We start from the raw sequence: 25,910 nt of genomic DNA on the forward strand, positions 1-25,910 counted from the left end.
TTCTTTCGGGAAGGGTAGCTTCAGGAACTGATGCTGCTCATCAGGCTAGCGATCGCTACCGCTAACTCGTCTGGCTCAATTGGCTTGGTGAGGTGTCTCTGGAAGCCTGCTTTTAGTATTTGCTGATTGTCAGTTTCGCCAGCATAAGCGGTTAGGGCGATCGCGGGAGTCTCTCCCCCTTCCTCTGCACTCCTGGCTCGGATTTGACGAATCAGCATATAGCCATCCATTTCAGGCATTCCAATATCGCTCAACAGCAAATCCGGCTTCATCTGAGCTAGCGCCTCCAGCGCCTCAGCCGCCGATGCCACAGCGCGTACCTGTGCGCCACACTCTTCGAGAATGAAGACGATTAACTCCCGCGTATCCACCTCATCATCTACAACCAGTAGCTTTACCCCTTCCAAATTTGGAGAATTATCAAGTAACGGATTGTCCTGACTCGTCTGAGGCGCAGTTGTCATTAGGGGTAGCGTCACAGTGAAGGTTGCCCCTTGCCCTTCTCCCGGACTTGCAGCCGTAACAGTACCCCCATGAAGTTCTACGAGGTGGTGGACAATTGCCAGTCCTAACCCCAATCCCCCGGATACCCGTGTCGTTTGGCTATCAGCTTGACGAAAGGAATCAAAGACGAAGGGCAAAAAGTCTGGGTGAATTCCCCTCCCCATGTCTCTTACTTGGATTTGGGCATAGGAATTTTGATTGAATTTTGATTGAATGAATTCAGAATTCTCTGGACTTGGGACTTGTGAAAGTTGAATTTTTACCTGTCCTCCTATCGGTGTAAATTTAACAGCGTTGGAGAGCAGATTCCAGACGACTTGCTGTAAGCGATTGGCATCCCCCAATACCTTACCCAGATTGGGAGCGATCGCTGAGTGAATTTGAATCGACTTCGCTTCAGCTGCTAGACGCACCGTTTCCATCGCCTCCTCAATCGTTGCCACCAAGTTAACCGGGGCAATATTTAAACTCAGTTTGCCTTGCAGAATCCGCGAAATATCTAGCAAATCCTCGATCAGCCGCGACTGTAATTCGGCATTGCGCTCAATCGTTTCTAGGGCGCGGGCGGTGGTTTTTTCATCAAACTTGCGGCTGCGGAGGAGTTTTGCCCAACCCAGGATTGGATTGAGAGGCGTTCTCACCTCATGGGAGAGGACAGCAAGAAATTCATCTTTCATCCGGTTGGCTGACTCCGCTTGAGCGCGTGCTGCCTGTTCCAGCTTGAAGAGGCGATCGCGTTCTTCTTCGGCTCGCTTGCGTTCACTCAGATCGAGGACGTAGCAGACACCCTGCTCTTGTAGAGATCCCTCAAACAAAGCAGTCCCCACCAGTACAAAGACGCGGCTGCCATCTTTACGGATCAATTCTTTTTCAAAGGGAACGCAAACTCCCTGTTCTCTGAGTTCGTTAACCGCCTGCTGAGTCCGCTCGACGTATTCTGGTGGAGTCATCAGATTCCAAGCAATTTCACCAGCTTGTAAATCCTCCCGCGTATAGCCGACGATTTGCAGGAAGGCATCGTTGGCTTCGGTAATTTTGCCGCTCAGATCGCCGAAAAAGATGCCAATGATATTTGAGTCAACGATGCGCCGCAGTCGCATTTCGCTTTCTTGCAGTGCAATTTCTATTTGTTTGCGATCGCTAATATCAGTAACGGTGCCAACATAGCCGATTGTCTCACCGTTTTCTCCAATTTCAGGAGCCGCTTGACCTAATACCCAAGCCACCGAACCGTCGGAACGTTGATATCGATACTCTGATTGGAAAAGCCGGTTCTCCTGCGCGGCTTGATACCATTCGGCAAAGATACGTTGGCGATCATCCGGATGAAGGGCAGTTTCCCAGCCTGCCCCCAATGCTGCTTCTGAAGTGATTCCGGTAAGTTCACACCAGCGTTCGTTGGTATACAAACACTTTCCCTGACTATCCGTATGGAAGATTCCCACCCGTGAAACTCTCGCTAAGGTAGAATACCGTTCCTCACTCTGGCGCAGAGCTGCTTCTGCTTGCTTGCGTTTGCTAATGTCTTGGAACATTACGACACAGACAGGAGAGTGACCGTGCATCGCTGGCAGGGTATCCGCAAAGACCATCAAGGGACGGATTCCTCCTGGCGTGTGCCAGTTCATCTCAAACCCGTTGAGCCGTTCGCCGCGTGCCACTCGTACCCCTGGCATTTGCTCGTCGGGAATCTGCGCTCCCGTCGCATCCGTGCAATAGTAAACGGTGTGGTACTCTTCGGCTGGTTTATTTTTGGGAAATTCGCCTCCTGCCAACTCGTCAGCGGCTCGGTTGGCGAAGAGGACTCGACCCGTCCCTGGCTCAATAAACAACAAGCCAGATGGCAACAGATTCAGCACGTCTTCTAGCCATTGCTGCTGATTCTGGAGTGCTTGCGATCGCAGTTGCAGCGCTTCCTCCGCTCGCTTGCGATCGCTTATGTCTATCAAGAAGGCCATCCCTTCTTGTTGCTGGTCGTAAGGTTCCTGTAACAGGGCACCACCAATAAGAATGGGAACCCGGCTCCCGTCTTTACGGATATATTCTTTTTCAAATGGGGTACAGACACCATTTTTCTTGAGTTCTTCGGCTGCCTGTGCATCCAAATGCAGATATTCCGGCGGTGTTATCTGTTCCCAGGAAAGCCGACCCGAAACCAAATCCTCCCGCTCATATCCGACTAATTTCAGGAAAGCGTCGTTGGCGTAGTTGATTTTTCCAGTAAAGTTGGCGAAGGTGACACCAAAAATATTCGCCTCAACCAGGCGTCGGAAGCGCCTCTCGCTCTCTTGGAGTGCCTTCTCGGTTTGTTTGCGCTTGGTGATGTCGGTCAGCATTGTCAGCACCCCGATAAACTCACCTTGCCGATTGAGAATCGGGTTTGTGGAGAGGATTGCCCAAAGGTCTTCGCCATTTTTACGGCGAAGCCGAAAGTCAAATTGCTCTCGAATTCCCTGTTTACTTCGCTCAATGTGTTCCTCTGCCTCGATGCGTTCCTCTCGATTGATGAAGTCAAAAACAAAGCGATCGCCCATCTCTTGGACGCTGTAACCCAACATCTCAGCTAACCGCTGATTCGCGTAATCTGTCCGCAAGTTTGGGGTAATCAACCAGATGCCTTCGTGAGCTGTATCAATCAGGCGACGGTAGCTTACTTCTAGTTTTGATAAGCTTGCCTCACTTCGTTGCTTCGCAGCCAGTAATTCTGCATTTAACGAACTAATCAGCAGTGCGACTAAGCTAAATATGACTAGCTGGAGAACGTCCGTCTCACGGCTGATTGCTAGCTGATAGATCGGAGGTACGAAGAAATAGTTGTTAGCTAAAACAGCCACTATCGTAGCCACTATCCCTGGCCCCAGTCCGCCATACCAGGCACTGAACGTCACGGCGGCAAAAAACAACGGTGAAATGGATGTTTTAGTCGGCGGCAATAGCAGAAGCAGCAGCAGCGTTAAGGTGACTGATAAAGCCGCGATACCATAACGTTGCAGTTGAGAGCGCGTGACTTTTAACACTTTTAACATAGGACCGTTAGCTGAGTCCTCAGACTAACTTGATAAAACTGTTTTCACTTTATGACCTTATGATAGATAAATATTTTTGTCTATTTACCTTCTGGATTATTTTTAGCTATTTTAAAAATTCTATTTTTTATTTTTGGAGTCCTTTTAAATAAACGCTGCACAAGCTTGAAACAATTGCCTTGTAAGATGCTAAGAATTCAGATACCCGACTTCTTCAAGAAGTCGGGTATCTCGCTTTGACGACTTATGGAGAAGCGCTCATCGTCAACTTATTAGCCCTGGAAATTGGAAATCGCGGCTAAACAAAATAAGTCCGCGCCAAGCGGACTAACGAAAAATCATAAATTTTAAACCAGAGAAGGCAGGTTTTGTGTGTATAGCTGCGGTTTCAACCACCTAGCCTATCTTAATTTAACTGCGCCTTTCTATAAATGGCACAAAGACGAGACGGTTTAAATATTTTTGCTTTGAACATAAAGTTCGGCGGCACGTTGATGATAATATGATCGTCAGATTCTTTATATGTTTCAAATTCTGCTGGCATTCCTTTGGGAGTTGCAGTGCTGTAAGGAACAGGTTGAAAAAGTAATTCTGTAAACTCAACCCCTTCCCAGTTTGTCTGTTCGGTAATTTGGGTGAGAAAAGCTTCACCTGTTAATAAACTGAACAGAGCTTCCTTCGCTTCTGGAAGAAGCGCAAAACTACTGTCAAAATTCTCGACGATTTTAAGACCCATTTTACAAATACACTCTAATTAATCAACAACGGTCAACGCGCTGCTATTGGGAAGCAAAGTAGGTAGACCTAAGATATTTTACATATACATGGAGAGTAGATGGAACGCGATCGCGCGTTGATTCAGCCAAGGGATACCTCTAGACAAACGCCGCGCCCTCTTCGCGTTGGGCGATATTCTGCTTTGGTTCTGGACATCCCTTAAGATGTTCCCAATCCTTTTCACTCATGGATACTGCCATCGGGCATAATTGCCTGAGTCAGAATGGCTCCGCTCAAGTCAACTTCCAACAAATCGGCTCCTCTGAGATTGGATCGACTCAAATTAGCTCCATATAGATTCACTCCATTCAAGTTAGCTCCCCCCAAAAAAGCTTCACTTAAATTTGCATAACTAAGGTTTGTCCCACTGAGGTCTGCTTTCCATAAGTTCGCGCCAGTTAAATTGGCTTTACTGAGATCCGATCGCCTTAAGTCGATTGCAGCCAAATCAGCTTGACTTAGGTTAGCGCCAACTAGGACAATTCCGCTTAGACAAGCAGTTCTTAAATTGGCTCCCATCAAGTTAAATGTAGAAATACATAGCTTGCCTGTCTGCATTGTTACCTTACTAAAGGTTCTTTGTCCGGTAGCGTATCGTTTGAGAAGTTCGTCAGCTTTTTTTTGAACCAACTCTGGCTGTGGATTCGCTGATGAATCAGTTTTCTGAGAGATAACTTCCATGTAATACTCTTGGATTCAGATTGAATATTTTTTTATCATCCCCCTTTAGACATAAAAATAAGCATTGGAAATGATAAAGAATCTATAAAAGTTTAGTGAAGTTTGTCATTTTTTTAGAGGTAAAGAAATAATTAAAAATTTAAGATTGTAGTGCAATTTCTTAACATTTAGTCATACAGATGGTTATAAAAAGATGCCTGTAAAATATAGATTAAGTTACGTATTTTTCAGGAGAAATCAACAAGAAAAGTTTTCGCAATTAAGTAATACTACGCAATATGCAATGCTAATACATTTTGTTTTTTGTTTGCAGTATATAGACTTCTTAACTCCCCAATTTATCGGGAAGCTAGAGAAGAACTGACAAAATTTGGGTAATCGTAGGAACGAAAGACCGTAAAATCAAGGCATGATCTATCAACGCCCTCGCCCCGAAATCCCCGATTGTACTTGGAGTCGTCCCATTGGTCTCGGCTGGGACAAACCCCACACGGTTCGCTACCCTAGTAATCTCGACGATGGCCCTTGGCACGGGATGCCCTTGGGTGGCTTTGGAGCCGGATGCATCGGTCGTTCTTCGCGTGGCGACTTTAACTTGTGGCATTTGGATGGCGGAGAACACGTCTTCCGGAGCCTGCCTGCTTGTCAGTTCAGCGTCTTCGAGCAGCCAGAAGACTCCCCCGCGCAAGCTTATGCGCTTTGTACAGAACCGCCTGAGGATGGGACTTTATCCCGGTGGTTATGGTATCCGAGCGAATCAAAAATTAAAAATGAACAATTAAACGAGGAATCAAACTCAGCAGGCAGCACTGGAACCTATCATGCGCTGTATCCCCGCAGCTGGTTTGTTTATGAAGGGGTTTTTCAGTCTCAGTTGACGTGCGAGCAATTCTCCCCCATTTGGGCTGGTAACTATCAAGAAAGCTCTTACCCGACAGGAATCTTTCACTGGACTGCCCACAATCCTACGGATAAGCCGATCACGATTAGCATCATGCTGACGTGGCAGAATGTCGTAGGTTGGTTTACGAATGCAATTCAATCTCCAGAAGTGCAGGTGCGGGATGATGGCAGTCCGGTTTACGAGTACCAGCCGCGCTGGGGGGATAGTACCGGAAATTTAAATCAGTGGATTGTGGACTTCCACCGAGTGGGTTGTCTGCTAGATCGGGTGAGGCTACACGATGAAGTCGGAGAGGGAGAAGGACAGTGGGCGATCGCAACTGTCACAAATCCTAGTTTAGAAGTCTTCTATCACGGTCGTTGGAACCCGATCGGGGATGGCTCAGATATTTGGGATTTATTCGCTTGTAATGGCTCGTTGCCAGATCGAGAAGATGAAACTCCGGCAGCACCGGGAGAACAAATCGGTTGCGCGATCGCTGTCCGGTTTACTCTAAAACCTGGGAGAACTCGCCAAATTCCCTTCATCGTCTGCTGGGATTTTCCAGTGATGGACTTCTCACGGAGTACCCAGCAACCAAATCTGGGCACTCAATACTACCGCCGCTACACCGATTTCTTTGGTCGAAACGGCAAAAATGCCTGGTCGATGGTTCGCACCGCTCTCAAGCAAGATGATATGTGGAAGGATGCGATCCGAGAATGGCAACAGCCGATTTTGCAGCGTCAAGACTTGCCCAATTGGTTCAAAATGGCGCTGTTTAATGAGCTGTACTTACTGTGCGACGGCGGCACTCTCTGGACAGCGGCTTCGGAAGATGACCCCGTGGGGCAATTTGGCGTCCTAGAGTGCTTGGATTATCGCTGGTACGAAAGCTTAGATGTGCGACTTTACGGCTCATTTGCTTTGATGATGCTCTGGCCTAAACTGGACAAAGCGGTGCTAGAAGCTTATGCACGGGCGATTTCCACCCACGACGAGACGCCCCGAATTATCGGCTATAACCAAGCCTCAGCCATTCGCAAAGCCGCCGATGCGACGCCCCACGATTTGGGTGCCCCCAACGAGCATCCGTGGGAGAAAACGAACTACACCAGCTATCAAGATTGCAACCTGTGGAAAGATTTACCCTGCGACTTTGTGTTGCAGGTTTATCGAGATTTTGTCCTAACGGGTTCCACAGATATCGAATTTTTGCGCGAGTGTTGGGTGCCGATTGTGAAGACGCTTGCTTATGTCAAGCAATTTGATATCGATGGGGATGGGATTCCCGAAAATTCGGGTGCGCCCGATCAAACGTTCGATGATTGGAAGTTGCAGGGGGTTAGCGCCTACTGCGGCGGCTTGTGGATTGCAGCATTGGAGGCAGCGATCGCCATTGGTGAAATATTACACAAGTCTGAGTTCAACTCCGAAGAAAATTCCCCTGATTACCAATTACCAATTACCGAATACCAAATCTGGCTAAAACAATCCCGGCAGGTGTATCAAGAAAAACTCTGGAACGGTCAATACTACCGGCTCGATAGCGAAAGCGGCTCTGATATCGTGATGGCAGATCAGCTATGCGGTCAGTTCTACGCTCGTTTATTAAAATTACCCGATCTCGTGCCGCTTGAGCGTGCCGAATCTGCCTTAAAAACTGTCTATAATTCTTGTTTTTTGAATTTCAATCGGCACCTCCCGCCCTCCGAACCTGAAACCTTTATCGGTGCCGTTAATGGCGTCAAACCCGACGGTACACCAGCAAACCCCGACGCGACTCATCCCCTGGAAGTTTGGACTGGTATTAACTTTGGGCTAGCAGCATTCATGATCCAGATGGGAATGAAAGAGGAAGCCTTCCAAATGACGGAAGCTGTGGTGCAGCAAATTTATGAGAATGGGTTGCAATTCCGAACCCCGGAAGCGATTACTGCTGCCGGTACTTTCCGCGCTAGTCATTACCTGCGAGCAATGGCAATTTGGGCAATCTACGGCATGATAACGCACTTTTAACGGCAGTATCCCGATATTTTTTGTTATCCGAATTTCCCTTGGGGATGCTACACATTTAATCCCCCAACTCTCCACTCAATTGGAGAAAAGAGAAGCATTCAGTGTAGCGGTAAAAATGTGAAATGAAATCGTTTTTCCCCGATTAGCCAACAGCATCCTCTAAGGCGAAAGTGAAATTATCCCCCTTCCCTGGTAGGGGGATTGGGGGTTAAGTTTGTCTGATTCAAGAAGGATTGAGCAGCATCCCCGTTTGTGAAATATATCAGATTGATAGAATTTGCTGCTACACTAACGAATTTAAATATCAATTGCGAAAGACAGTGCGGAATTTACGGAGTTAAGAATGTTTATTGTAAAGTTACGATGAACAAATCGAACGATTCCATAAAGCTTCCATCATTTTTTTGTAAAGATTCTGTAAAGTTGTATGGAAGCCATGAGATTCGTTAGCGCCTCGGTTGACAAATCCTCAGTAAATTCACTAAGACATATACATTGTTAACGGTTAAATAGCCTTAACTTCCCTTTAATGCTTTTTTTACAAAAACCTAAAGTTAAAAATTTTAGGCTGTTTATAGTTTTCGGGAAATTTATCGAAAAGATGCTTTCTGGCTAAGGATTCTAGCGGTTACTACTGCGATACCTACCGGAAACGCATATTGAGCCAATCACAAACCTTGAAAGCTAAGAGGCTCACTGATGAATCGGATGCTGGTACAGGGTCATCCTCCGCTTCAGGACATACAAAACGCTTACTCTAGCCTTCCCGATATCCTCAATCTCTTGAGGCTGTCCCAATCAGATACGAGCTTTGCTTCCGACTTCGAGGGAGCATTTGAACTTTGCGATTTTCAACTGGGCGATCGCCTTGTTAACTATAGTGCCGCCACTGCCTCAGGAAATTCAGTTCGTGATGAACAAAATCAGGGGGATTTTTACCTAGTTTGTCAAGGTCGGGTGCGGCTACTGGCTTTAGACGCAGCACAGGGTAAGGAAGTTCCCGCTCTGGTGGTGGAATCGGGAGAAAGTTTTGGGGCAGAAAAGGTATTTGGCAATCATTGCGAGCTGACGAGCGCGATCGCTGCCAGTGCCGGAATTGTGGCTCGGATTTCAATTGCAGACCTTCAGCCTTGGTTAGAGCGGCTCCCGAATCTGCAAGACTACCTGCAACAGCAGGCAATTTGGCGGCAATGTCTGATTTTCTTCAAAACCTCTACAGACTGGCGGCGCTTGAGCAGCCATAGGCTACGACAACTGTTGCCCTACCTAGTAGAAACGCGGATCGAAGCGGGAGCATCTTTGATTGAATCCACACCCTCCGAGGCGGGTCGCTTTTGGTTACGCAGCGGTCAAATTGAAAGCCGACAAGACGCAGATTTACCCCCCCCTATCGGACAAAGTTGGGGGTATCCTCATCCCACACCGAGCAGTTGGATTGCCCAGACCGATTTAGTCGTTTATCAGTTGCCTAAGCAACACTTTGAGGCAGCACGAGCAATTGCGCTAATCGCAGCAACTTTCTCAGAGCAGTCAGAAGCAGTTGCCGAGCGATCGCTTGAAAACGGGCACCGTGAATCTACGGAGGAAGGGAAATTGCGGCATCAGCCAAAGAACCTGTCTCCACCAGCGTCTTGGAATGGCAATCGACCGCCACAAATTCACTCAGATGTGCAGGCAAATATCCAGCCCCCTGAATCGCCTCCGATTGCTTTTCCCAAACCCGTCAAGCGTCCGGGTCGATGGTTTTGGCAACGCTATCCCTTGATTGAGCAGCAAAGCTCTTCCGACTGCGGTGCTGCCTGCTTGACAATGATAGGGCAATATTGGGGGAAACGGTTTAGCATCACTTCCTTACGGAATCTCGCTGGCGTGGGGCGTGCCGGTGCCTCCCTGAAGAACTTAGGCGCAGCGGCAGAAAAGGTCGGATTTCACGCACAACCCGTCAGGGCGAGTTTAAACCGCTTAATCGAGGGGAAAAACCCCTGGATTGCCCACTGGCAGGGCGATCATTATGTGGTGGTTTACCGAGTCAAGGGCGATCGCATCCTGATTGCCGATCCCGCTGTCGGCAGACGATCGCTTTCCCAGGCGGAATTTCTGGCGAGTTGGACGGGATACGCCCTGCTTCTCGATCCGACGCCAGCATTGCATGCCACCCCAACGGAAAAAAATTCTCTCAATCGCTTTTGGGGTTTGCTTTGGCCTTACCGTTCCCTGATCGGACAAATTATCCTGGCGTCTCTGCTGATCCAGATTTTTGGTCTGATTACCCCCCTGTTTACCCAGATTATTCTCGACCGGGTGGTTGTTCACAAAAGCGCGATCGCCCTGCACGTCTTCAGCCTTGGTCTGCTACTATTTGGCGTTTGGCGCGTCTGCGTCACGGGAATTCGACAATACCTGCTGGATTATTTTGGCAACCGATTAGACCTCACCCTAATCGGCGGCTTTATCAGCCATACCTTAACCTTACCCCTCGCCTTTTTTGAATCGCGCCATGTCGGGGACATTATCACGCGCGTTCAGGAAAACCAGAAAATCCAGATGTTTCTAACTCGCCAAGCGGTTACAGCTTGGTTAGACGCCTCAATGGCAATCGTCTATTTGGGGCTGATGGCTTATTACAACTGGCGTCTCACCTTAGTAGTGGTGGCGCTAATTCCCCCGATTGTCATTTTGACGGTAGTGGCGAGTCCATTTCTCAGAGGGGTGTCGCGGAAAATCTTTAACGAGGAAGCGGGACAAAACTCCTCACTCGTGGAAATGATGACCGGCATTGCTACAGTAAAAGCAGCAGCAGCGGAGCGAGAATTGCGCTGGCGCTGGGAAGCTCGTTTAACCAGCACCCTAAATGCCCAATTTCAGGGTCAAAAACTGGCAAATGGCTTGCAAGTCACTGGCGGCTTCATTAATACCTTGGGTACCACGGCATTGCTTTGGTACGGCGCAACCCTGGTGATTCAGGATCGGCTCACGATCGGTCAGTTTGTGGCGTTCAATATGATGATTGGTAGTGTCATCAACCCCGTGCTGCAACTGGTGAACCTTTGGGATGAACTGCAAGAAGTTTTGGTATCTGTGGAACGGCTGAATGATGTGTTTTCAGCTCAACCCGAAGAAAGTCCTCAAAAACCTTTGCTAGTTCTGCCTCAGTTGCGGGGCGAGGTGAAATTGGAGAATGTAACATTCCGCTATTCTCCAGATCAAGAGCGCAATACGCTTCAGAATCTTTCTTTTGAAGTGACTGCTGGGCAAACGGTGGCAATTGTCGGGCGCAGCGGTTCTGGAAAGAGTACCTTGGTCAATCTTCTCCAGGGTTTATATCAGCCAACAAGCGGTCGAATTTGTGTCGATGGTCACGATACCCGCCATGTTTCTCCCTCATCTTTGCGGAGTCAGTTGGGGGTGGTGCCGCAGGAGTGTTTTCTGTTTTCTGGAACCATTTTAGAAAACATTACGCTCTACTCGGATGACTTCATTTTAGAGCAAGTTGTTGAAGTGGCAAAACTTGCCGAAGCTCATGCTTTTATTCAAGATATGCCGTTGGGATATCACACAAAAGTTGGGGAACGGGGGGCAAATCTCTCTGGCGGACAGAGACAACGAATTGCGATCGCTCGAGCGCTTTTGGGAAATCCTCAAATTATGATTTTAGATGAAGCTACCAGCTCTCTAGATACTGACTCCGAGCGGCGATTCCAGCAAAATTTAGCTCGAATTAGCCGAAATCGCACAATTTTTATCATTGCCCACCGACTCTCAACGGTCCGACACGCTGACTGCATCCTGGTCTTAGATCGAGGCATTCTAATTGAGCGCGGTACTCATGATGAACTGATTTCGCTTCAAGGTCTTTATTACCATCTAGCGCAGCAACAACTGGATCTTTAACTCCAAATGTTCTAAACCGAGCCAACTTGTATGAATTATTACAGTTTTACTTGAAATTGGTTTCATCCGTTGGCAGGAATGTGGAGCAAATTACAACCGTTACGATGTTAAAGATTCTTGTTCTGCCAAATTCTTCTTCCACGACCATTTGTTCAGTAGCATTGCAATCATCAATTCCAGTCGTCGGTGAATTGGCAGCTAATTCAGAAAATTTGGCAAAAAATATGCCAATTTGGCAGACTTTCCAAGCAGCAGAAATTAGGATAAAAAGGGAGTTCCTGTGGAAAAATTGGTAACGATGAAAAGCCAAACCAAAATGTTGCTGAAACCGGCTAAAAATGGCACCGCTCGTTAAATCCAAGCAACGAGAGCCATCCTCAATCTCAAACTTTGAACTTGCTCATTCTGGGCCACAGCCATGCAAAAACCAATCAGATCGATTTCTGCATCAACGGCCTCAAACCTACCCTTAACTCCACCCGTTGAGCCTTTTGGCTCAGGCTATACAGGTAGCAACCAGAATTCATTCGATAGCCAGGGGATATTATCCCGTACTCCGACTCAAGGCGAGTCGGTTACTCATCCTGGCAAGATTCAGCGTCAGTGCGATCGCTCTTTTGCTGAGATTTACGGGGGTGCGACTGGCTCTATCGAAATGAGCGTACAGCCCACCTCGACTGAAACAGCTAGCAATTCTCAAGTTCATTTCGCGTCTGCCACTTCTCCAGAGACTCGAACCAACCAATGGTCTACCTCGTTGCAGACGGTGCTTGACCAGCCACCTTCCACGCTTCCTCGTCAGCTGATATTGGGCGGAATGGCTTTCTGTCTGGCTTTTGGGGCTTGGGCTACCTTTGGGCAAATTGACGAAGTGGGTCACGCTCAAGGACGGTTAATGCCCAAAGGAGCCGTCTACAAGATTGACCCAGTGGAAATGGGGAAGGTTGCCAACATTGCCGTCAAAGAAGGTCAAGCGGTAAAAGCCGGTCAAGTGTTAGTGGAACTGGATACCCAAATTGCGGCGGGTGAAGTAGAGCGTTTGCAGCAAATGCTGGCAACGAATCAAATGCAACTTATTCAGAAGCAAGCGCTTCTAGAGAAAACGCATCTGGAAGTGAAAACCCAGACAGCGATCGCTTCTTCAGACACTCAAGCAGCTTTTGCTGCGATCTCCGAAGTCAATGCCAAAGGATCTGCTACCCGCGAACAAATCGCTCAACTTCAAACGGCAAAGACGGCGAATCAAGAAAGACTCGAAACACTAAAACCCCTGTCGGCGACGACGGCAGAACTGCACAAGAAACTAAAAGCTGATGTAGCGGCGGCGGTAGAGGAAGTCGAGAGGGTAAAACCGCTGGTCAAAGAGGGGGCGATCTCCAAGAAATATTTGCTGGATGCCGAGCAAATGATGCGCGATCGCCAAAGTGCCATCACCAAAACTCAACTAGAAGAAGACACAACTCTTAAAGACCGACTGTTTGAGGCCCAGCAAGCTCTGCGAGATGGCGATCGCGCGATCGCTTCAAGTCAAGGCGATTTAAAGCAGACACTCGCACAAGCACAGCAACTCCACGCAGAACTCGCTCAAAAACAAGCTCAAGAGCGCAAAACTCAGATAGAAACACAGCAGCAAATTCAGGAATTAGAAGTTGAAATGACTCAGCTTAAAGCCCAAATTGCTGAAACTCAAAATCTGCTGAACGCCGCTAAAGCAAAGCTCAAACAACGGTTTCTGACTGCTGCCGTTGATGGAGTGGTGTCGTCTCTGAAAGTCCGCAACGTTGGCGAAGTGGTTCAACCCAGCCAAACTGTTGCCGAAATCGCTCCCCACAAAGCACCCATGATTCTCGTAGCCAGTTTACCCAATCAAGAAGCGGGCTTTGTAAAAACGGGAATGCCAGTAAAAATCAAATTCGACGCTTACCCCTATCAAGAGTACGGTATCGTTTCCGGGAAGATACAATCCGTCTCTCCCGATGCGAAACCCGATGAGCGACTGGGAGAAGTCTATCGAATTGAAGTAGCGCTGGATCGTAACTATATCAATGCAGATCGTCAAAACATCAAATTTAAAGCCGGTCAAACTGCCTCTGCGGAGATTATCATCCGCCGACGCCGGATTGCCGACATTCTGTTAGATCCCATCCGCCAGATGCAAAAAGGCGGCATCAGTTTGTAAAACCAAATTTATCCAAGGGCAATTGTTATGGCTTATCACATTCCCTGTTCTAATCCTAAACTTGACAAAACCATGAATTCCGAACAGTTTAATCAAGTTGTTGAAGCCATCATGGAAGGAAAGTATTCTTGGGCTTGCGTTTTACTATTGCGGTTTGCTGGTTACAATCCCCTACACTACATCCCCTACCGAACATACAACCGATTGCTCAAAGAAAACTGCCAAGTTGGCAGACACACCAACTGTAAAACAGATACTTTAAATACAGATAATCAAAGGGCTGCAATCGGGTCAGAGAGCCTAGAGTCACACAAGTGCTTAAGCACAATTAAAGACCTTGGTTATCTAGAAGCGATCGCTGAGCCACAAGTACGGGGAAGCGGGGGTCATTTTGATCCCTGGTTAGTCATAAAAACTCAAAAAATAAACTCAATTTTTCGGGAATTAAAATAACAAAAAAATCTGCTCTTCAAGATTGAAGTTGATTTTTTGACCAGTCGTAAAAATCCTGCCGCGTTCATCTTTACTAAAGAATGGGGCAGGTTTTTCTTTTACAATTGCCAAAAAACTGCTCTCACACTATTTTTTAAATCATCGAGAAAAAATGCCAAAATGGCAACACGACCTTAACCATACTGTTTATATTGTTTATATCAACCAAACAAGGTTGTTTCAGAAAAAAACTGAATTGCAAAGGAAACATTTAATGATTATTTCTGACCTAAGCCATTTGGAAGTTGCCGACCAATCTCCCAGTCTTGTTGGTGCTGGCTATAGCTACTCCAGCTACAGCAAATATAAGAGCAATTCCAGCTATCTCAATCAATACGCTTCTTCCAAAGCAACGGCTAAATCAGTATTTGGTCCAGCAACAGCCGTAGCAATTTCTACAAATGTAGCCACCGTTACCCAACTAAATTTTTAAAAGTTGCGGTTGCTGTTAAATAATGCTCTAAATATTGAGCATTTATCGGGGTAAACCTCTCTGGAAGTCTATCGACAATAGGCTTTCTAACTCGGTTACTCAAAAAGTAAACCAAACTCTCAATCTGGAAAGGAGACATCGAATGATTATTTCTGACCTGAGCCATTTGGAAGCTGCGAAGCAATCTCCCAGTGTTGTTGGTGGTTGGTATAGCTATAGCTATAGCAATTATAAGAGCAATTCCAGCTATGTCGATCAATACGCTTCTTCTAAGGCAAGTGCTAAATCATTTTTAAGTTCAGCAACTGCGGTAGCAATCTCTACCAATGACGCCAGCGTTTACCAAATTAATTGATGAAAGGTGACTGCTGCTCTAAACTTTGAGCTTTTTCAGTAGTAAACCTTGGGGAAACTTATCCCCGGGATTGGCTTTTCAACTAGATTTCTGCAAAAACTAAACCCATTTTGAAAAGGAGACATCCCATGATTATTTCTGACCTGAGCCATTTAGAAGTTGCCGAACAATCTCCCAGCGTTGTTGGTGCTGGCTATAGCTACTACAGCACATCTAAGAGCAACTACAGCTATCTCAGTCAATACGCTTCTTCCAAAGCAACGGCTAAATCATTTTTCGGTCCAGCAACTGCCGTAGCAATTTCTTCCAATTCAGCCAACGTTTACCAAAGTAACTAATTAACGATGGCTATTACTTCTAGTCATTGAGCAAATTTAAGTCTGAGAACTGCTGAAAGCCAATTTTAAGTAAATAAAAAGGCTTTCAGCGGCCTTTTTGTTAGCAGGAGGACTCCCATGAGTGGATTGACAATCAATGATTTAAATTTTTTCGATTCTGGAATTTCGGACTCAAGTGGGGTGACAGGTGGCTCAAGCAAGATTACCTTGCACGACTTTTTGAAAGATATCAACATCCCGATAGATTATATCGATGTCAAAGACACGGACTACTTTAGTTATTCGACTAGCAGTAGCAAGGGAACAAAAAATAGCCTGAAGGCCACAGCTAGTGCTTTTGGGAGCAAGGGTAATATGTCTGTTTCAACATGGACTTCCGGTGGCTATTAATCTAGATTTGGCAGATAACAGTTCAAGATATACCCTACCTTGGACTGTTTATCAATCCTTCTGTGACTGTAAAAACTGAAGATAATTATGCCTTAGTTTGCCTTGCTGACTTTATTTAAGTTGTTGATCTAAGGACATATAAACAATATGATTAAATCATCTCAATGCGTTTTGTATCTTGGTCTAGCTGGAAGCTTGATCGTATCTGTTGCTCTACCTTCCCAAGCTAACTCTCCGGGTGGCAAAGATTTCACCAGCGCTTTAAGCGTCATTAGTTCATTTTCCTCTGGAGGTGGTTCTAGTAGTGTCACCGCTACCAGTAGTGCAACAGCAACCTCGTCTGGTGATAGCGGTTTCAGCAGCAGTCAAAGTACCTCTAGCGCATTCTCATCTTCAGCGGGTTCTGGCAGTAGTAGTAGTGCGACAGCGACATCTCCTACAGGGACTCCCAGTAGCCAAAGTGCGACAGTCTTCACTCCTAGCGCAACATCCAGTAGCGCTAGCGCCACAGCTGCCGCATCTACAACTTCTCCTAATATTACGAGCGTCACTGTTGCCGCACCCGCAACCTCTACCAATCCCACTAGCGTCACCGTTCCTACACCTGCAACCTCTGCCAATCCCAATAGCGCTAATATCACTAGCGCTAATATCACTAGCGCTAAAGTTAATGCGCCAGCAACAATCATCCCTAATGCTGCTGGAATCTCAACCACCTTGCCAGTGGCAACCTTCTCTAACCCTAACGTCCCAGGCACTTCCCGCTCATCAACCGTTGCCGCAACCTACATTAGCAACTTCTCTTTGCTATCATCTCTTCCAGACAAGAGTGAGATTATTGAACAACGTAAAGACCTTTCTGTTGAAAATAATAGTAGCAACAATGAAGGAGCTTCCTATAGCCTTGTAGGGCTAGGTAGCCGAGTTTTTCCAGGCCTTGGTCTGAGGCTAGTTACTGATTAAGTCTAACTGAGTGGAGTCATAACAATGATATGACCGATCTTTCAGGGGCATCTATTCATCCGAATGAAGTGGTTAATTTCCTGAAAAAAAATCTTCAGTTGAAGGATGTCCATCAAAAAATTTTATATCAAAGAATCATCGAAAAAGCGGCTCAGGAAAGAAACCTAACAGTCACCGCAGAAGAAATTCAGGCTGACGCGGATAGGCTGCGTTATGAGAAGCGTTTGGAGAAAGCCTCAGACACGCTAGCATGGCTGGCAGACCAGATGATTACTGTGGATGACTGGGAGGCAGGAATTAGCGATCGCATTTTGGCTTGCAAGTTAGCAAATTCTCTGTTCTCTAAAGAAGTCGAAAAATTCTTCGCGGAAAATCGGCTTGATTTTGACCAAGTTTTACTCTACCAAATTATTGTTCCTTACGAAAAGGTCGCTCAAGAACTTTTCTATCAAATTGAAGAAGAGGAGATCGATTTTCATCAAGCTGCTTATCTTTACGATTGTGATGAAAGGCGCAGACATCATTGTGGATTGGAAGGCAAGCTTTTCCGCTGGAACTTAAAGCCAGAGATCGCCGCCCTTATATTTAGTGCCCAAATCGGAGAAGTAATTGGACCCATCCAAACCGAGCAAGGTTATCATCTCTTAATGGTTGAAGAGTTCATTCCTGCGGAATTAACCCCTGAAAGGTATCAAGAAATCCTTGATAGACTCTTTCAAGAGTGGTTAACCAGTGAGTTAAATTATATGATTCATAACCAAATGGTTTAAACAAGCCACCAATTTTGGGTGAATTTAAAATTCAATGTTAACTCTTGCTTTTAATTCAGTATTCAGAATGGAGGATATCAATCGTGATCCGTTCTAAAGTCTTAATTCAGCGAATCGTCTCATCTGATGGAAAAAGTGTTGCAGAAGCCAAGAGCGTAGTCATTACGTCGGATGATAGTGAGAGTACAATTAGTCAATGCGTCACGGTTGAAGTCTGTTCCGGCAATCGTTGTAGCAGTCGCTCAACATCTAGCGTGACTTCTAAATAGACACCTGCCTGAAAAGTGGGGTGGGATATAATCTTACTGCATCCAAACGAGAATTGTTATATCCCTAGCGATTACAGATCGCCCTTTCTACAAGCATTAGGATGTTCCTATTAGGGACTTCTAGAAAAAGTAATCTCTATGCCATTGTAGGGGCACGGCAATGCCGTGCCCCTACAGCAACTATTCCCTACTAAGAGGCTGAAAAATGAAGGCTACGTAGGCAGGCTTCCTTCGCGTAGCTACGACTTTAGTCGCCTGACGTTTTTATTTTGACTTCACTGCAACAGCTTTCTTTCTGGCTTCATATCCAACGCTCATTAAGCAGAATAAGAGTAAAGCTAAGGTACTCGAAAACTCTGGGGTTTCAGCAATTGCCTTACTTGCTTTCACTTTATTTGTCTTAGTTTCTACTAAGGTTAGATAAGTTAAGCTATCGAATTTACGCGAAAACTTACCTTGAATAAAAGCTTCAGCAGTTTCTTCGTTGCCTCCAAAAGAAGTCTCTAAAAAAAATTTATTTGGCTTAACGGTTACGTTGGCGCTCTTCTCATAAGCAAGAAAATCACCAGGTTCTAATGTCTTTATTTTTCCGGCTAAGATAAAAAAGTCTAAAGGAATCCAAGTCTTCGTATCTTTATTATTCTGGGTGTTATATAACTGAAAATTTACCTCGCCAGACGCACTAGCATATTCAAATTCTGGTTCGTCAATAGAGGTTTTAAGACCTAAAAAAGCTGAAAAATCGAAAGAGAAAGTTTGACCTGCATTTACTAGAAAGTTATAGCCAATCACTCCAGCTACGCTTTTCACCTGTCCAAAATAGCTCTTACCTTCGCCCTCAATTTTACTTAAAGAGAAATTGAAAGCGGAGGTTTTTTTAGGGGAGGGATCGGCTGTAAATTCTGCAAAGGCATCAGCATCGGCAGTCACCTCACTACTGCTTGTAAATATCTCAGTAAAAGCCTCAGTAAAAGCCTCCACCTCAACAGGTGAGTGGCTAAATTTATTCAGTTCTACTGTCGCTTCAGATTTGGCTAGAGTTGCAGCCCAACCAGGCGCAGCAACGAACGCAGAGCTAGCCATCAAAGGCGTTGCGAACAGCAAGAAGCGTAAGCTGGGACGTTGTTTGGTTATCATAAAAACCTTATTTCCTTATGTCACTAAAATTTTGGGTATGAGAATTTTGACCTGCTGAAAGTTGCAGATCGAAGCGATGAACTAACAAAGGAACAATTTCACCTAGACTGTTTTCAATAACAATAAACAGTCTGTTTGTTAAATGGAGGTCTCCATTTAACAAGCCTTTGGGTTACGCTGAAAAGACTGACGAGAAAAGTTTCTATTGCACTCTAGCAAAGAAATACTTAAGGACTTTCACGTAAGTATCATAATCCCAATTCTCTAAAATTAGAGTAAAGCTCCAGTAAATATACTGAAATACTTTTTAAAGATTTGATGAAGTAGGAATGGTCATTCGGATGCTGAACAAAATGAAAAAATTGCCGTTCTATCTATTGGTTCTACAAGGAGTGTTGTTCGGGATAGAGCTACAAGTAGCAGCGCAGGCGCTGGTGCCTCTAAAAGCGGTGGAAAGGTTGGGCGATCGCCAACAGATGCGATCGCTTGAGGCTGCTGTTACCAAGAAGCAGCTATCTGGAAGCCAGAAGTCAGACCGTTTTACTAATAAATTGCAACAGATTCCTCTCGATCGGGGAAGCGCAAATAAGTTGCCTCAAAAAAGTGAAGAGGGGTCAGCACTCGAAATTCCTACCTCTGTCACGTCTCCGTATTCTCACGTATGGGTCATCAAAGACAGCCAAAATCAGCCAGAGCAACTGCCTTTTGCGTGGATGGTCAAAGATACTAAAAAACAGTATGGGGAGGGCAGTCCGGTGCCGCTACAACCGATATTGGGGCTGCTGAAAGATGCCAACCAGGCAGCGCTTCAGATGGCAGACGCGGGTGACGCGGGTAAAGCTACTAAAAAGTCTGGCTTTGATGAAATCGTTAAAAATACGGAGAAGGTGGAAGGGTTGTTTACCCTCTACCGCAACAAGAAGACGGGCAAAATTTATTTAGAAATCAAGCCCGAACAGCTCAATAAAAACTTCCTCGGCACCGTGACGATGGAATCGGGGATTGGAGAACGCGGGATTTATAGCGGAGTTCCCCTAAATGATTTCCTGTTTTATTTTCGTCGCGTGAACGAGAATTTACACTTTGTGGTTCGCAATGTTAACTTTCGCACGCGCTCTGGGGAGCCGCAAGAGCGATCGCTCAACCGGGCGTTTAGCGACTCTGTCCTTTACTCCCTAGACATCAAAGCGACTCATTCGCAACGCAAAACCCTGCTTATCGATATGGGGGACTTACTCCTGACCGATTTGCCAGGGTTAACCTCAATGTTAAAAACGTTTTTAAATACTTCCTACCGCCTCGACAGCAACAAGTCGTATTTCGACACCGCCAAAGCCTTTCCCCTCAATATCGAAATTTCCTCGGTTTATGGTTTCTCATCAACAAGTAGCGAGGACGCAAATTTAGCTACTTTGCCCGATAGCAGGGCACTCAGCCTCAAAGTACATTACAGTTTATCCCAACTACCGGAAAACAACGGCTATATTCCGCGTCTGGCTGACGACCGGATTGGCTACTTTATTACTGCTTATAAGGACTTCTCCAACGACAACCGCAGAGAACCTTTTGTTCGTTATATTCATCGCTGGCACTTGGAAAAGCAAGATCCGAAAGCATCTCTGTCACCACCCAAGAAACCGATTGTCTTCTGGATTGAGAACACTGTCCCGGTTGAGTACCGCGACGCCATCCGCGAAGGCGTTCTGATGTGGAACAAAGCTTTTGAGAAGGCGGGATTTAAAGATGCGATTGAAGTGCGGCAAATGCCGGATAATGCCACCTGGAGTCCCGCAGATGTCCGCTACAACACGATTCGCTGGATCAATTCTTTGGATGGATATTCTGCCAGGGGGCCATCGCGTGTCAATCCGCTGACTGGCGAAATCTTAGACGCCGACATCATTGTAGATGCCAACATGGTGCAATCGATTAGGCAGCGATATCGCACCCTTGTCGAGTCAAGCCAGTCGTCGGGAACCGGGTTATTTTCCCAAATTGCGGGGAATCCCAATCTCTGCAACGGATTGGAGAGAGAGGGAGAGAGAAATTCTCAATCATCTACCCCCGATTTTTCGCAACTCCTGCAAGACCACGATCTCTGCTATGGCATGGAAGCGGCTACTCAATCAGCAATGGGAGCGATCGCATTATCGCTGGTTCACAATGTCTTGCCTAGCAGCAACGAAATGAAAGAATTTGTGCATCAGTATATCCGCCACCTGATTGCCCACGAAATTGGACATACTTTAGGGTTGCGGCACAATTTCCACGGTAGCACTCTGCTAAAGCCGGAAGAATTGAACAACACCGACATCACGCGCATTAAAGGAATGGTGAGTTCGGTGATGGATTACGTTCCCGTCAACTTGGCACCCGAAGGCGTGAAGCAAGGAGAGTATTATCCAGGCGTTGTTGGCCCTTACGACAAATGGGCGATTGAGTACGGTTATAAACCAAGTGGGGCAACAAATTTTGTGGCTGAAAAGCGATTTTTAGAGCAAATTGCCTCCCAATCACCCCAGCCAGAATACGCCTATGCGACGGATGAAGACATCTTGGATCTCGATCCGGGTGCCAGTCTTTGGGATTTGAGTGGCGATGTGCTGCGCTACTCACAGTCGCAGATGGACAACGCCCGGATGATGTGGGGGCGTTTGGATAAGCGTTATCCGTTGCGGGGTGATAGCTATGCAGAAATGCGCCTGTTGTTTAACACGATACTTAGTTACTACTTCAGTAATGCTAATTTGATGAGTCAATACATTGGCGGACAGTCATTTAGCCGCAACCACGCTGGAGATCCCAACGGGCGTTTGCCGTTTGAACCCGTGCCGCTGGAAAAACAGCGCGATGCATTGACAAAAATAAGAAAATATGTATTTGCCGCAGACGCTTTTGATTTTCCGCCCCAATTGCTGAATCAGTTGGCACCGTCGCGCTGGAGACATTGGGGAAATCCGATCCCGATTTTCCGACTGGATTATCCAATTCATGAAAACCTGCTGTTGCAGCAAAGTCGGGTATTGCGATCGCTTCTATCCGAAGATCGCCTAAATCGTCTGCGCGACATTGAACTGAAAACAAAACCAGGAGAAGCGCTGACGCTACCGGAACTCTTCGACACCTTGCAAAATAGCATTTGGACAGAGGTACAGCAATCCGATCGCAAACCCGCGAATATTTCCAGCCTCCGCCGTTCCTTGCAACGCGAACATCTGGAAATCATGCTGGGGATGGTGTTGCGGACTGAATCGGTACCGGAAGATGCCCGAACCCTAGCATGGTACGAACTGCAACAACTGCGGAAATCGCTGGATAGTGCATCGAAGCAGAAGAACCTCGACACCTATACCAAAGCGCATCTTCTGGAAACACGCGATCGCATTAACAAAGCCTTAAACGCCCAGTTGGAATCGAAGTGAATCTGCGATCAACGATAAATGGTGCAACGTGAAAGAGAAAACCTAACTCCCTTTTCCCTTCCCTACAAGGGAAAGGGGAAAGAACTCTTTGCCCCTCTCCTTGCAAGAGAGAGGTTGGGGAGAGGTTCACCAAGATGTATTGGGGGAGTCAATCAGACAGTAACGCGCCGCGTCACTGTAAACTTTTTTGTTTTTTTTGACGGATAGTATTTTTGAACACTGGAACGGGAACCTTAAACAGGGAGACGTTGATGCATTTAAAGATGGTGTTGAAGATGACGCTCAACTTTAGCGTGCAACATAGCTCTCTAGATTTTGTTGAAGAGAAATCAAAGGATTTGTGTTCTGTTTTTAGTCCCCCTTAGAGGAGGTTTATAAAGTACCTGGTGAAGGGAAATCAAAAAAATACAAATTATTCGTAGCCAAGCAGATTTAGAAAATCCGGAATTTTAAAATTTGGGTGGGTAGGTTTCCTATATGTATCTGGTACAGACCCTCTGCTAAAGCCACGAACAGGCTCTAGAGACGACAATGGCATCTCTATTTTCCAAACCCATCATTGTTCCGACTTGAATTAGTAATCGTCAATCAGTTTAAAGACAAAATGAAAAAATCGCCATTCTACGTGTTTTTCCTTCTGGGACTATTCTTCGCAAATGTTTCTTCAGCTAAAGCAGCCATTACAAACACCCAGAAGCCAGTCGTAACCTCTCAGGTTTTAGCTAAAGATATAAATATAGAAAATTCGGATTTTCAATCCTTCGATGAGACGGTTAAAAACACTCAAAAGCTGGAAGGATTATTTACCGTTTACCGAAACAAACAAACCGGCACAATATATCTAGAAATTAAACCAGAACAGCTCAATAAAAACTACCTTGCCACCATTACCTTAGACTCCGGAATTGGCGAACGAGGTCTTTACAGCGGAATGCCGCTGCAAGATATGCTTTTCTACTTTCGTCGAGTCAACAACAATTTGCACTTTGCCGTCCGCAACGTGAACTTCCGTACTAGTCCCGGCAATCCAGAACAGCGATCGCTAGAACGAGGGTTTTCTGACTCCGTTCTCAGTTCCCTGAAAATTATCAGCATTCATCCGCAACGCCAAACCATTCTCGTCGATCTGGGGAACCTGCTACTCAGCGATTTACCTGGATTAAGTTCGTATTTAAAAACTGCTTTGGAGGCTTCATACCAGCTAGAAGAAGACAAAACCTACTTCGGTGCTGCCAAAGCTTTCCCCCTGAACATGGAAATTGAGTCGATTTACGGCTTCTCTAACCCTAGTGGAGATGACGGGGCGTATTTGCCGACGTTGCCTGACAGCCGCGCCCTTTCCCTGAAGGTACATTACAGTCTCTCCCAGCTACCGGAAAACAACGGCTATATTCCGCGTCTTGCCGACGAACGGATTGGATACTTCACGACGGTTTACAAGGATTTTTCCAGTAAAAGTGGTAAAGATCCGTTTGTGCGCTACATCCAGCGCTGGAATCTAGAAAAGCAAGATCCCGCAGCTTCCTTGTCGCCACCCAAAAAACAAATTGTCTTCTGGATTGAAAATACTGTCCCGGTTGAGTACCGCGACGCCATCCGCGAGGGCGTTTTGATGTGGAACGCCGCGTTTGAGAAGGCGGGATTCAAGGATGCGATCGCAGTGCAGCAGATGCCAGAAAATGCGACTTGGGACCCGGCTGATGTGCGCTACAACACGATTCGCTGGTTCAATTCTTTGGATGCCGCATTTGCATTAGGGCCGTCGCGCGTCAACCCGTTGACTGGGGAAATCTTGGATGCTGACATTATCGTGGACGCTGACTTTGTGAATTCGTTCAAGCAGGAATATCGCCACCTGATCGAACCGAACCAGAAGGGGAACAGCAGTATTTGTCACCGTGGCTTCTTGCCTTCTCACTCGTCTAAACATGGTGGAGAGGCGCATGGTGGAGAGGCGCATGGTGCCAATAGACAGGTAAAACCTTCGTTATTAGAGCATGATGGTCACAACCATCGATGCAAGGGAATGCAATTTGCCAATCAGATGGCAGTTGGGTCGCTGTCGCTGTCACTATTGCAGAATGTCAGTCCCAGAAGCGATCGCATGAAAGAGTACATTCATCAATTTGTGCGATTGCTCATTGCTCACGAAGTCGGACACACTCTAGGCTTAAGACACAACTTCCGTGGCAGTACCCTCCTCACCCCAGAGGAATTGAACAACACTGACATCACCCGTGCTAAGGGGATGGTGAGTTCCGTCATGGACTATCTGCCACCCAACTTGGCACCCCAAGGCGTCAAGCAAGGAGATTACTATACCAGCAAAGTGGGGGCTTATGACGAGTGGGCGATTGAGTATGGTTATAAACCCAGCGGCGGGGTAATTCCCATCGCCGAACAGCGGTTTCTCGATGAGATTGCCAAGAAATCGAGTCAGCCAGAATTAGCTTATGCCTCTGATGAAGACAGTTTTGACCTCGATCCCACCGTGAACCAATATGACCTGAGTGGCGATCCGCTTGGTTACTCGCGATCGCAACTGGATATCGACCGCCAACTATGGGATCGTCTCAATAAAGGGTATCCCGGCACCGGCGAAAGTTACAGCGAAGTCAGCGATCGCTTTAACACCGCGTTCATGCACTATTTGCAAAACGTGTTCTTGATTACTAAGTATATTGGCGGACAATCGTTCTACCGCGATCGCCCCGGAAACCGCAACGGACGCTTACCCTTTGAACCTGTGCCAGTCGCCAAGCAGCGCGAAGCCTTGGCAGCATTGCAAAAGTATGTCTTTGCGGAAGACGCTTTTAATTTCCCGCCGGATCTACTCAATAAGTTAGCACCCTCGCGCTGGATGGATTGGAGCAATAATATTGCAATTAATCGCCTTGATTTTCCGGTTCACGACAGCATCTTCTTCCCGCAAAGCATTGTTTTGAGAGAAGTGCTATCGGGCGATCGCCTCAACCGTCTGCGCGACTTGGAACTGAAAAGTCAGCCAAATCAAGCACTGACGCTACCCGAACTATTTAATACCTTGCACAGTGACATTTGGAGTGAGTTGCAGCCAGCAGATAGCAAATCGGTGAAGATATCCAGCTTTCGTCGGGCTTTGCAGCGAGAACATTTGCAAATACTAATCGGCATGGTGTTGCGGACTGAGGACGTGCCCGAAGACGCCCGAACGCTTGCCTGGTCAAAATTGCGCCAATTGCGTGAAGACATCAACGGCAGCCTCAGGCACCGGAGTGGGAACTTAGATGAATACACCAAAGCACACCTGCAAGAAACACGCGATCGCATCTCTAAAGCCTTAGATGCTCAGATGCAATCAAATTAAACTGACAGGTCAGGAGTCATTTAACTAATGATTCC

18 protein-coding genes are annotated in these 25,910 nt (G+C 46.5%); 12 read left to right on the forward strand and 6 right to left on the reverse strand.

The genetic code is table 11. The annotated features are described in order from the left end of the window. Window positions 1-20: 20 nt before the first annotated feature. The 3 genes from NC997_RS01620 to NC997_RS01630 form a co-directional block, all read right to left on the reverse strand. A complete protein-coding gene (locus NC997_RS01620; protein WP_190529302.1) occupies window positions 21-3,530 on the reverse strand; it encodes a PAS domain S-box protein in 3,510 nt (1,169 codons plus the stop codon). A 406-nt stretch (window positions 3,531-3,936) separates the two neighbouring features. Next, entirely contained in the window at window positions 3,937-4,266 is a 330-nt protein-coding gene (locus tag NC997_RS01625) for a hypothetical protein (protein ID WP_190529305.1), read from the reverse strand. Window positions 4,267-4,487: 221 nt separating this feature from the next. After that, entirely contained in the window at window positions 4,488-4,988 is a 501-nt protein-coding gene (locus NC997_RS01630) for a pentapeptide repeat-containing protein (RefSeq protein WP_190529307.1), read from the reverse strand. Window positions 4,989-5,397: 409 nt separating this feature from the next. Here NC997_RS01630 and NC997_RS01635 point away from each other — a divergent pair, with 409 nt between their 5' ends. Together NC997_RS01635 and NC997_RS01640 are read left to right on the forward strand one after the other, a co-directional pair. Beyond that, window positions 5,398-7,890, forward strand: a complete 2,493-nt coding sequence (locus NC997_RS01635; RefSeq protein WP_190529309.1) for a GH116 family glycosyl hydrolase — start codon at window positions 5,398-5,400, stop codon at window positions 7,888-7,890. Window positions 7,891-8,589: 699 nt separating this feature from the next. Continuing rightward, on the forward strand, window positions 8,590-11,781 hold the full coding sequence (locus NC997_RS01640; protein ID WP_242031466.1) for a peptidase domain-containing ABC transporter: 3,192 nt from the start codon (window positions 8,590-8,592) through the stop codon (window positions 11,779-11,781). Between the two features lie 46 nt (window positions 11,782-11,827). Here NC997_RS01640 and NC997_RS01645 read toward each other — a convergent pair whose 3' ends face one another. After that, window positions 11,828-12,142 carry a hypothetical protein gene (locus NC997_RS01645; protein WP_190529311.1) on the reverse strand — a complete coding sequence of 105 codons (315 nt, stop codon included), beginning with the start codon at window positions 12,140-12,142 and terminating at the stop codon, window positions 11,828-11,830. Between the two features lie 57 nt (window positions 12,143-12,199). Here NC997_RS01645 and NC997_RS01650 point away from each other — a divergent pair, with 57 nt between their 5' ends. From NC997_RS01650 to NC997_RS01675, 6 genes are all read left to right on the forward strand, one after another. Further along, window positions 12,200-13,960 (forward strand): HlyD family efflux transporter periplasmic adaptor subunit, encoded by a 1,761-nt coding sequence (locus tag NC997_RS01650; RefSeq protein WP_190415180.1) that lies wholly within the window; start codon window positions 12,200-12,202, stop codon window positions 13,958-13,960. Between the two features lie 27 nt (window positions 13,961-13,987). Continuing rightward, complete coding sequence (locus NC997_RS01655; RefSeq protein ID WP_190415179.1) at window positions 13,988-14,413, forward strand: HetP family heterocyst commitment protein; 426 nt, start codon at window positions 13,988-13,990, stop codon at window positions 14,411-14,413. A gap of 253 nt (window positions 14,414-14,666) precedes the next feature. Continuing rightward, window positions 14,667-14,885, forward strand: a complete 219-nt coding sequence (locus tag NC997_RS01660; RefSeq protein ID WP_190429765.1) for a hypothetical protein — start codon at window positions 14,667-14,669, stop codon at window positions 14,883-14,885. Window positions 14,886-15,027: 142 nt separating this feature from the next. Next, the gene (locus NC997_RS01665) at window positions 15,028-15,240 is read left to right on the forward strand and encodes a hypothetical protein (RefSeq protein WP_190415177.1); all 213 of its coding nucleotides are present in this window, start codon (window positions 15,028-15,030) and stop codon (window positions 15,238-15,240) included. 128 nt (window positions 15,241-15,368) lie between these two features. Next, the gene (locus tag NC997_RS01670) at window positions 15,369-15,578 is read left to right on the forward strand and encodes a hypothetical protein (protein ID WP_190415176.1); all 210 of its coding nucleotides are present in this window, start codon (window positions 15,369-15,371) and stop codon (window positions 15,576-15,578) included. Between the two features lie 117 nt (window positions 15,579-15,695). After that, window positions 15,696-15,968 (forward strand): hypothetical protein, encoded by a 273-nt coding sequence (locus NC997_RS01675; RefSeq protein WP_190529313.1) that lies wholly within the window; start codon window positions 15,696-15,698, stop codon window positions 15,966-15,968. Between the two features lie 365 nt (window positions 15,969-16,333). Here NC997_RS01675 and NC997_RS01680 read toward each other — a convergent pair whose 3' ends face one another. Next, entirely contained in the window at window positions 16,334-16,726 is a 393-nt protein-coding gene (locus NC997_RS01680) for a hypothetical protein (protein WP_190529315.1), read from the reverse strand. Window positions 16,727-16,960: 234 nt separating this feature from the next. Between NC997_RS01680 and NC997_RS01685 the strand changes: the two genes are divergently transcribed. Both NC997_RS01685 and NC997_RS01690 read left to right on the forward strand, forming a co-directional pair. Further along, window positions 16,961-17,701, forward strand: a complete 741-nt coding sequence (locus tag NC997_RS01685; RefSeq protein WP_190529317.1) for a peptidylprolyl isomerase — start codon at window positions 16,961-16,963, stop codon at window positions 17,699-17,701. A gap of 83 nt (window positions 17,702-17,784) precedes the next feature. Beyond that, a complete protein-coding gene (locus NC997_RS01690) occupies window positions 17,785-17,970 on the forward strand; it encodes a hypothetical protein (protein ID WP_190433756.1) in 186 nt (61 codons plus the stop codon). Window positions 17,971-18,234: 264 nt separating this feature from the next. Here NC997_RS01690 and NC997_RS01695 read toward each other — a convergent pair whose 3' ends face one another. Next, window positions 18,235-19,107, reverse strand: coding sequence for a hypothetical protein (locus NC997_RS01695; RefSeq protein ID WP_190529319.1), 873 nt, complete (start codon window positions 19,105-19,107; stop codon window positions 18,235-18,237). A gap of 341 nt (window positions 19,108-19,448) precedes the next feature. Between NC997_RS01695 and NC997_RS01700 the strand changes: the two genes are divergently transcribed. Together NC997_RS01700 and NC997_RS01705 are read left to right on the forward strand one after the other, a co-directional pair. Then, window positions 19,449-22,529: a zinc-dependent metalloprotease gene (locus tag NC997_RS01700; RefSeq protein WP_348257754.1), complete on the forward strand. Its 3,081-nt coding sequence runs from the start codon at window positions 19,449-19,451 to the stop codon at window positions 22,527-22,529. Window positions 22,530-23,133: 604 nt separating this feature from the next. Further along, window positions 23,134-25,875: a zinc-dependent metalloprotease gene (locus tag NC997_RS01705; protein ID WP_190529321.1), complete on the forward strand. Its 2,742-nt coding sequence runs from the start codon at window positions 23,134-23,136 to the stop codon at window positions 25,873-25,875. The last annotated feature ends 35 nt before the right edge of the window (window positions 25,876-25,910 follow it).

The organism is Trichocoleus sp. DQ-A2, from assembly GCF_039961915.1.
Classification (GTDB): domain Bacteria; phylum Cyanobacteriota; class Cyanobacteriia; order Cyanobacteriales; family FACHB-T130; genus FACHB-T130.

What these genes read in the sequence shown, in the direction of transcription:
- NC997_RS01620 (WP_190529302.1), bottom strand. Translation starts at nt 3,530, where the DNA reads ATGTTAAAAGTGTTAAAAGTCACGCGCTCTCAACTGCAACGTTATGGT.
- NC997_RS01625 (WP_190529305.1), bottom strand. Translation starts at nt 4,266, where the DNA reads ATGGGTCTTAAAATCGTCGAGAATTTTGACAGTAGTTTTGCGCTTCTT.
- NC997_RS01630 (WP_190529307.1), bottom strand. Translation starts at nt 4,988, where the DNA reads ATGGAAGTTATCTCTCAGAAAACTGATTCATCAGCGAATCCACAGCCA.
- NC997_RS01635 (WP_190529309.1), top strand. Translation starts at nt 5,398, where the DNA reads ATGATCTATCAACGCCCTCGCCCCGAAATCCCCGATTGTACTTGGAGT.
- NC997_RS01640 (WP_242031466.1), top strand. Translation starts at nt 8,590, where the DNA reads ATGAATCGGATGCTGGTACAGGGTCATCCTCCGCTTCAGGACATACAA.
- NC997_RS01650 (WP_190415180.1), top strand. Translation starts at nt 12,200, where the DNA reads ATGCAAAAACCAATCAGATCGATTTCTGCATCAACGGCCTCAAACCTA.
- NC997_RS01655 (WP_190415179.1), top strand. Translation starts at nt 13,988, where the DNA reads ATGGCTTATCACATTCCCTGTTCTAATCCTAAACTTGACAAAACCATG.
- NC997_RS01660 (WP_190429765.1), top strand. Translation starts at nt 14,667, where the DNA reads ATGATTATTTCTGACCTAAGCCATTTGGAAGTTGCCGACCAATCTCCC.
- NC997_RS01665 (WP_190415177.1), top strand. Translation starts at nt 15,028, where the DNA reads ATGATTATTTCTGACCTGAGCCATTTGGAAGCTGCGAAGCAATCTCCC.
- NC997_RS01670 (WP_190415176.1), top strand. Translation starts at nt 15,369, where the DNA reads ATGATTATTTCTGACCTGAGCCATTTAGAAGTTGCCGAACAATCTCCC.
- NC997_RS01675 (WP_190529313.1), top strand. Translation starts at nt 15,696, where the DNA reads ATGAGTGGATTGACAATCAATGATTTAAATTTTTTCGATTCTGGAATT.
- NC997_RS01685 (WP_190529317.1), top strand. Translation starts at nt 16,961, where the DNA reads ATGACCGATCTTTCAGGGGCATCTATTCATCCGAATGAAGTGGTTAAT.
- NC997_RS01695 (WP_190529319.1), bottom strand. Translation starts at nt 19,107, where the DNA reads ATGATAACCAAACAACGTCCCAGCTTACGCTTCTTGCTGTTCGCAACG.
- NC997_RS01700 (WP_348257754.1), top strand. Translation starts at nt 19,449, where the DNA reads ATGCTGAACAAAATGAAAAAATTGCCGTTCTATCTATTGGTTCTACAA.
- NC997_RS01705 (WP_190529321.1), top strand. Translation starts at nt 23,134, where the DNA reads ATGAAAAAATCGCCATTCTACGTGTTTTTCCTTCTGGGACTATTCTTC.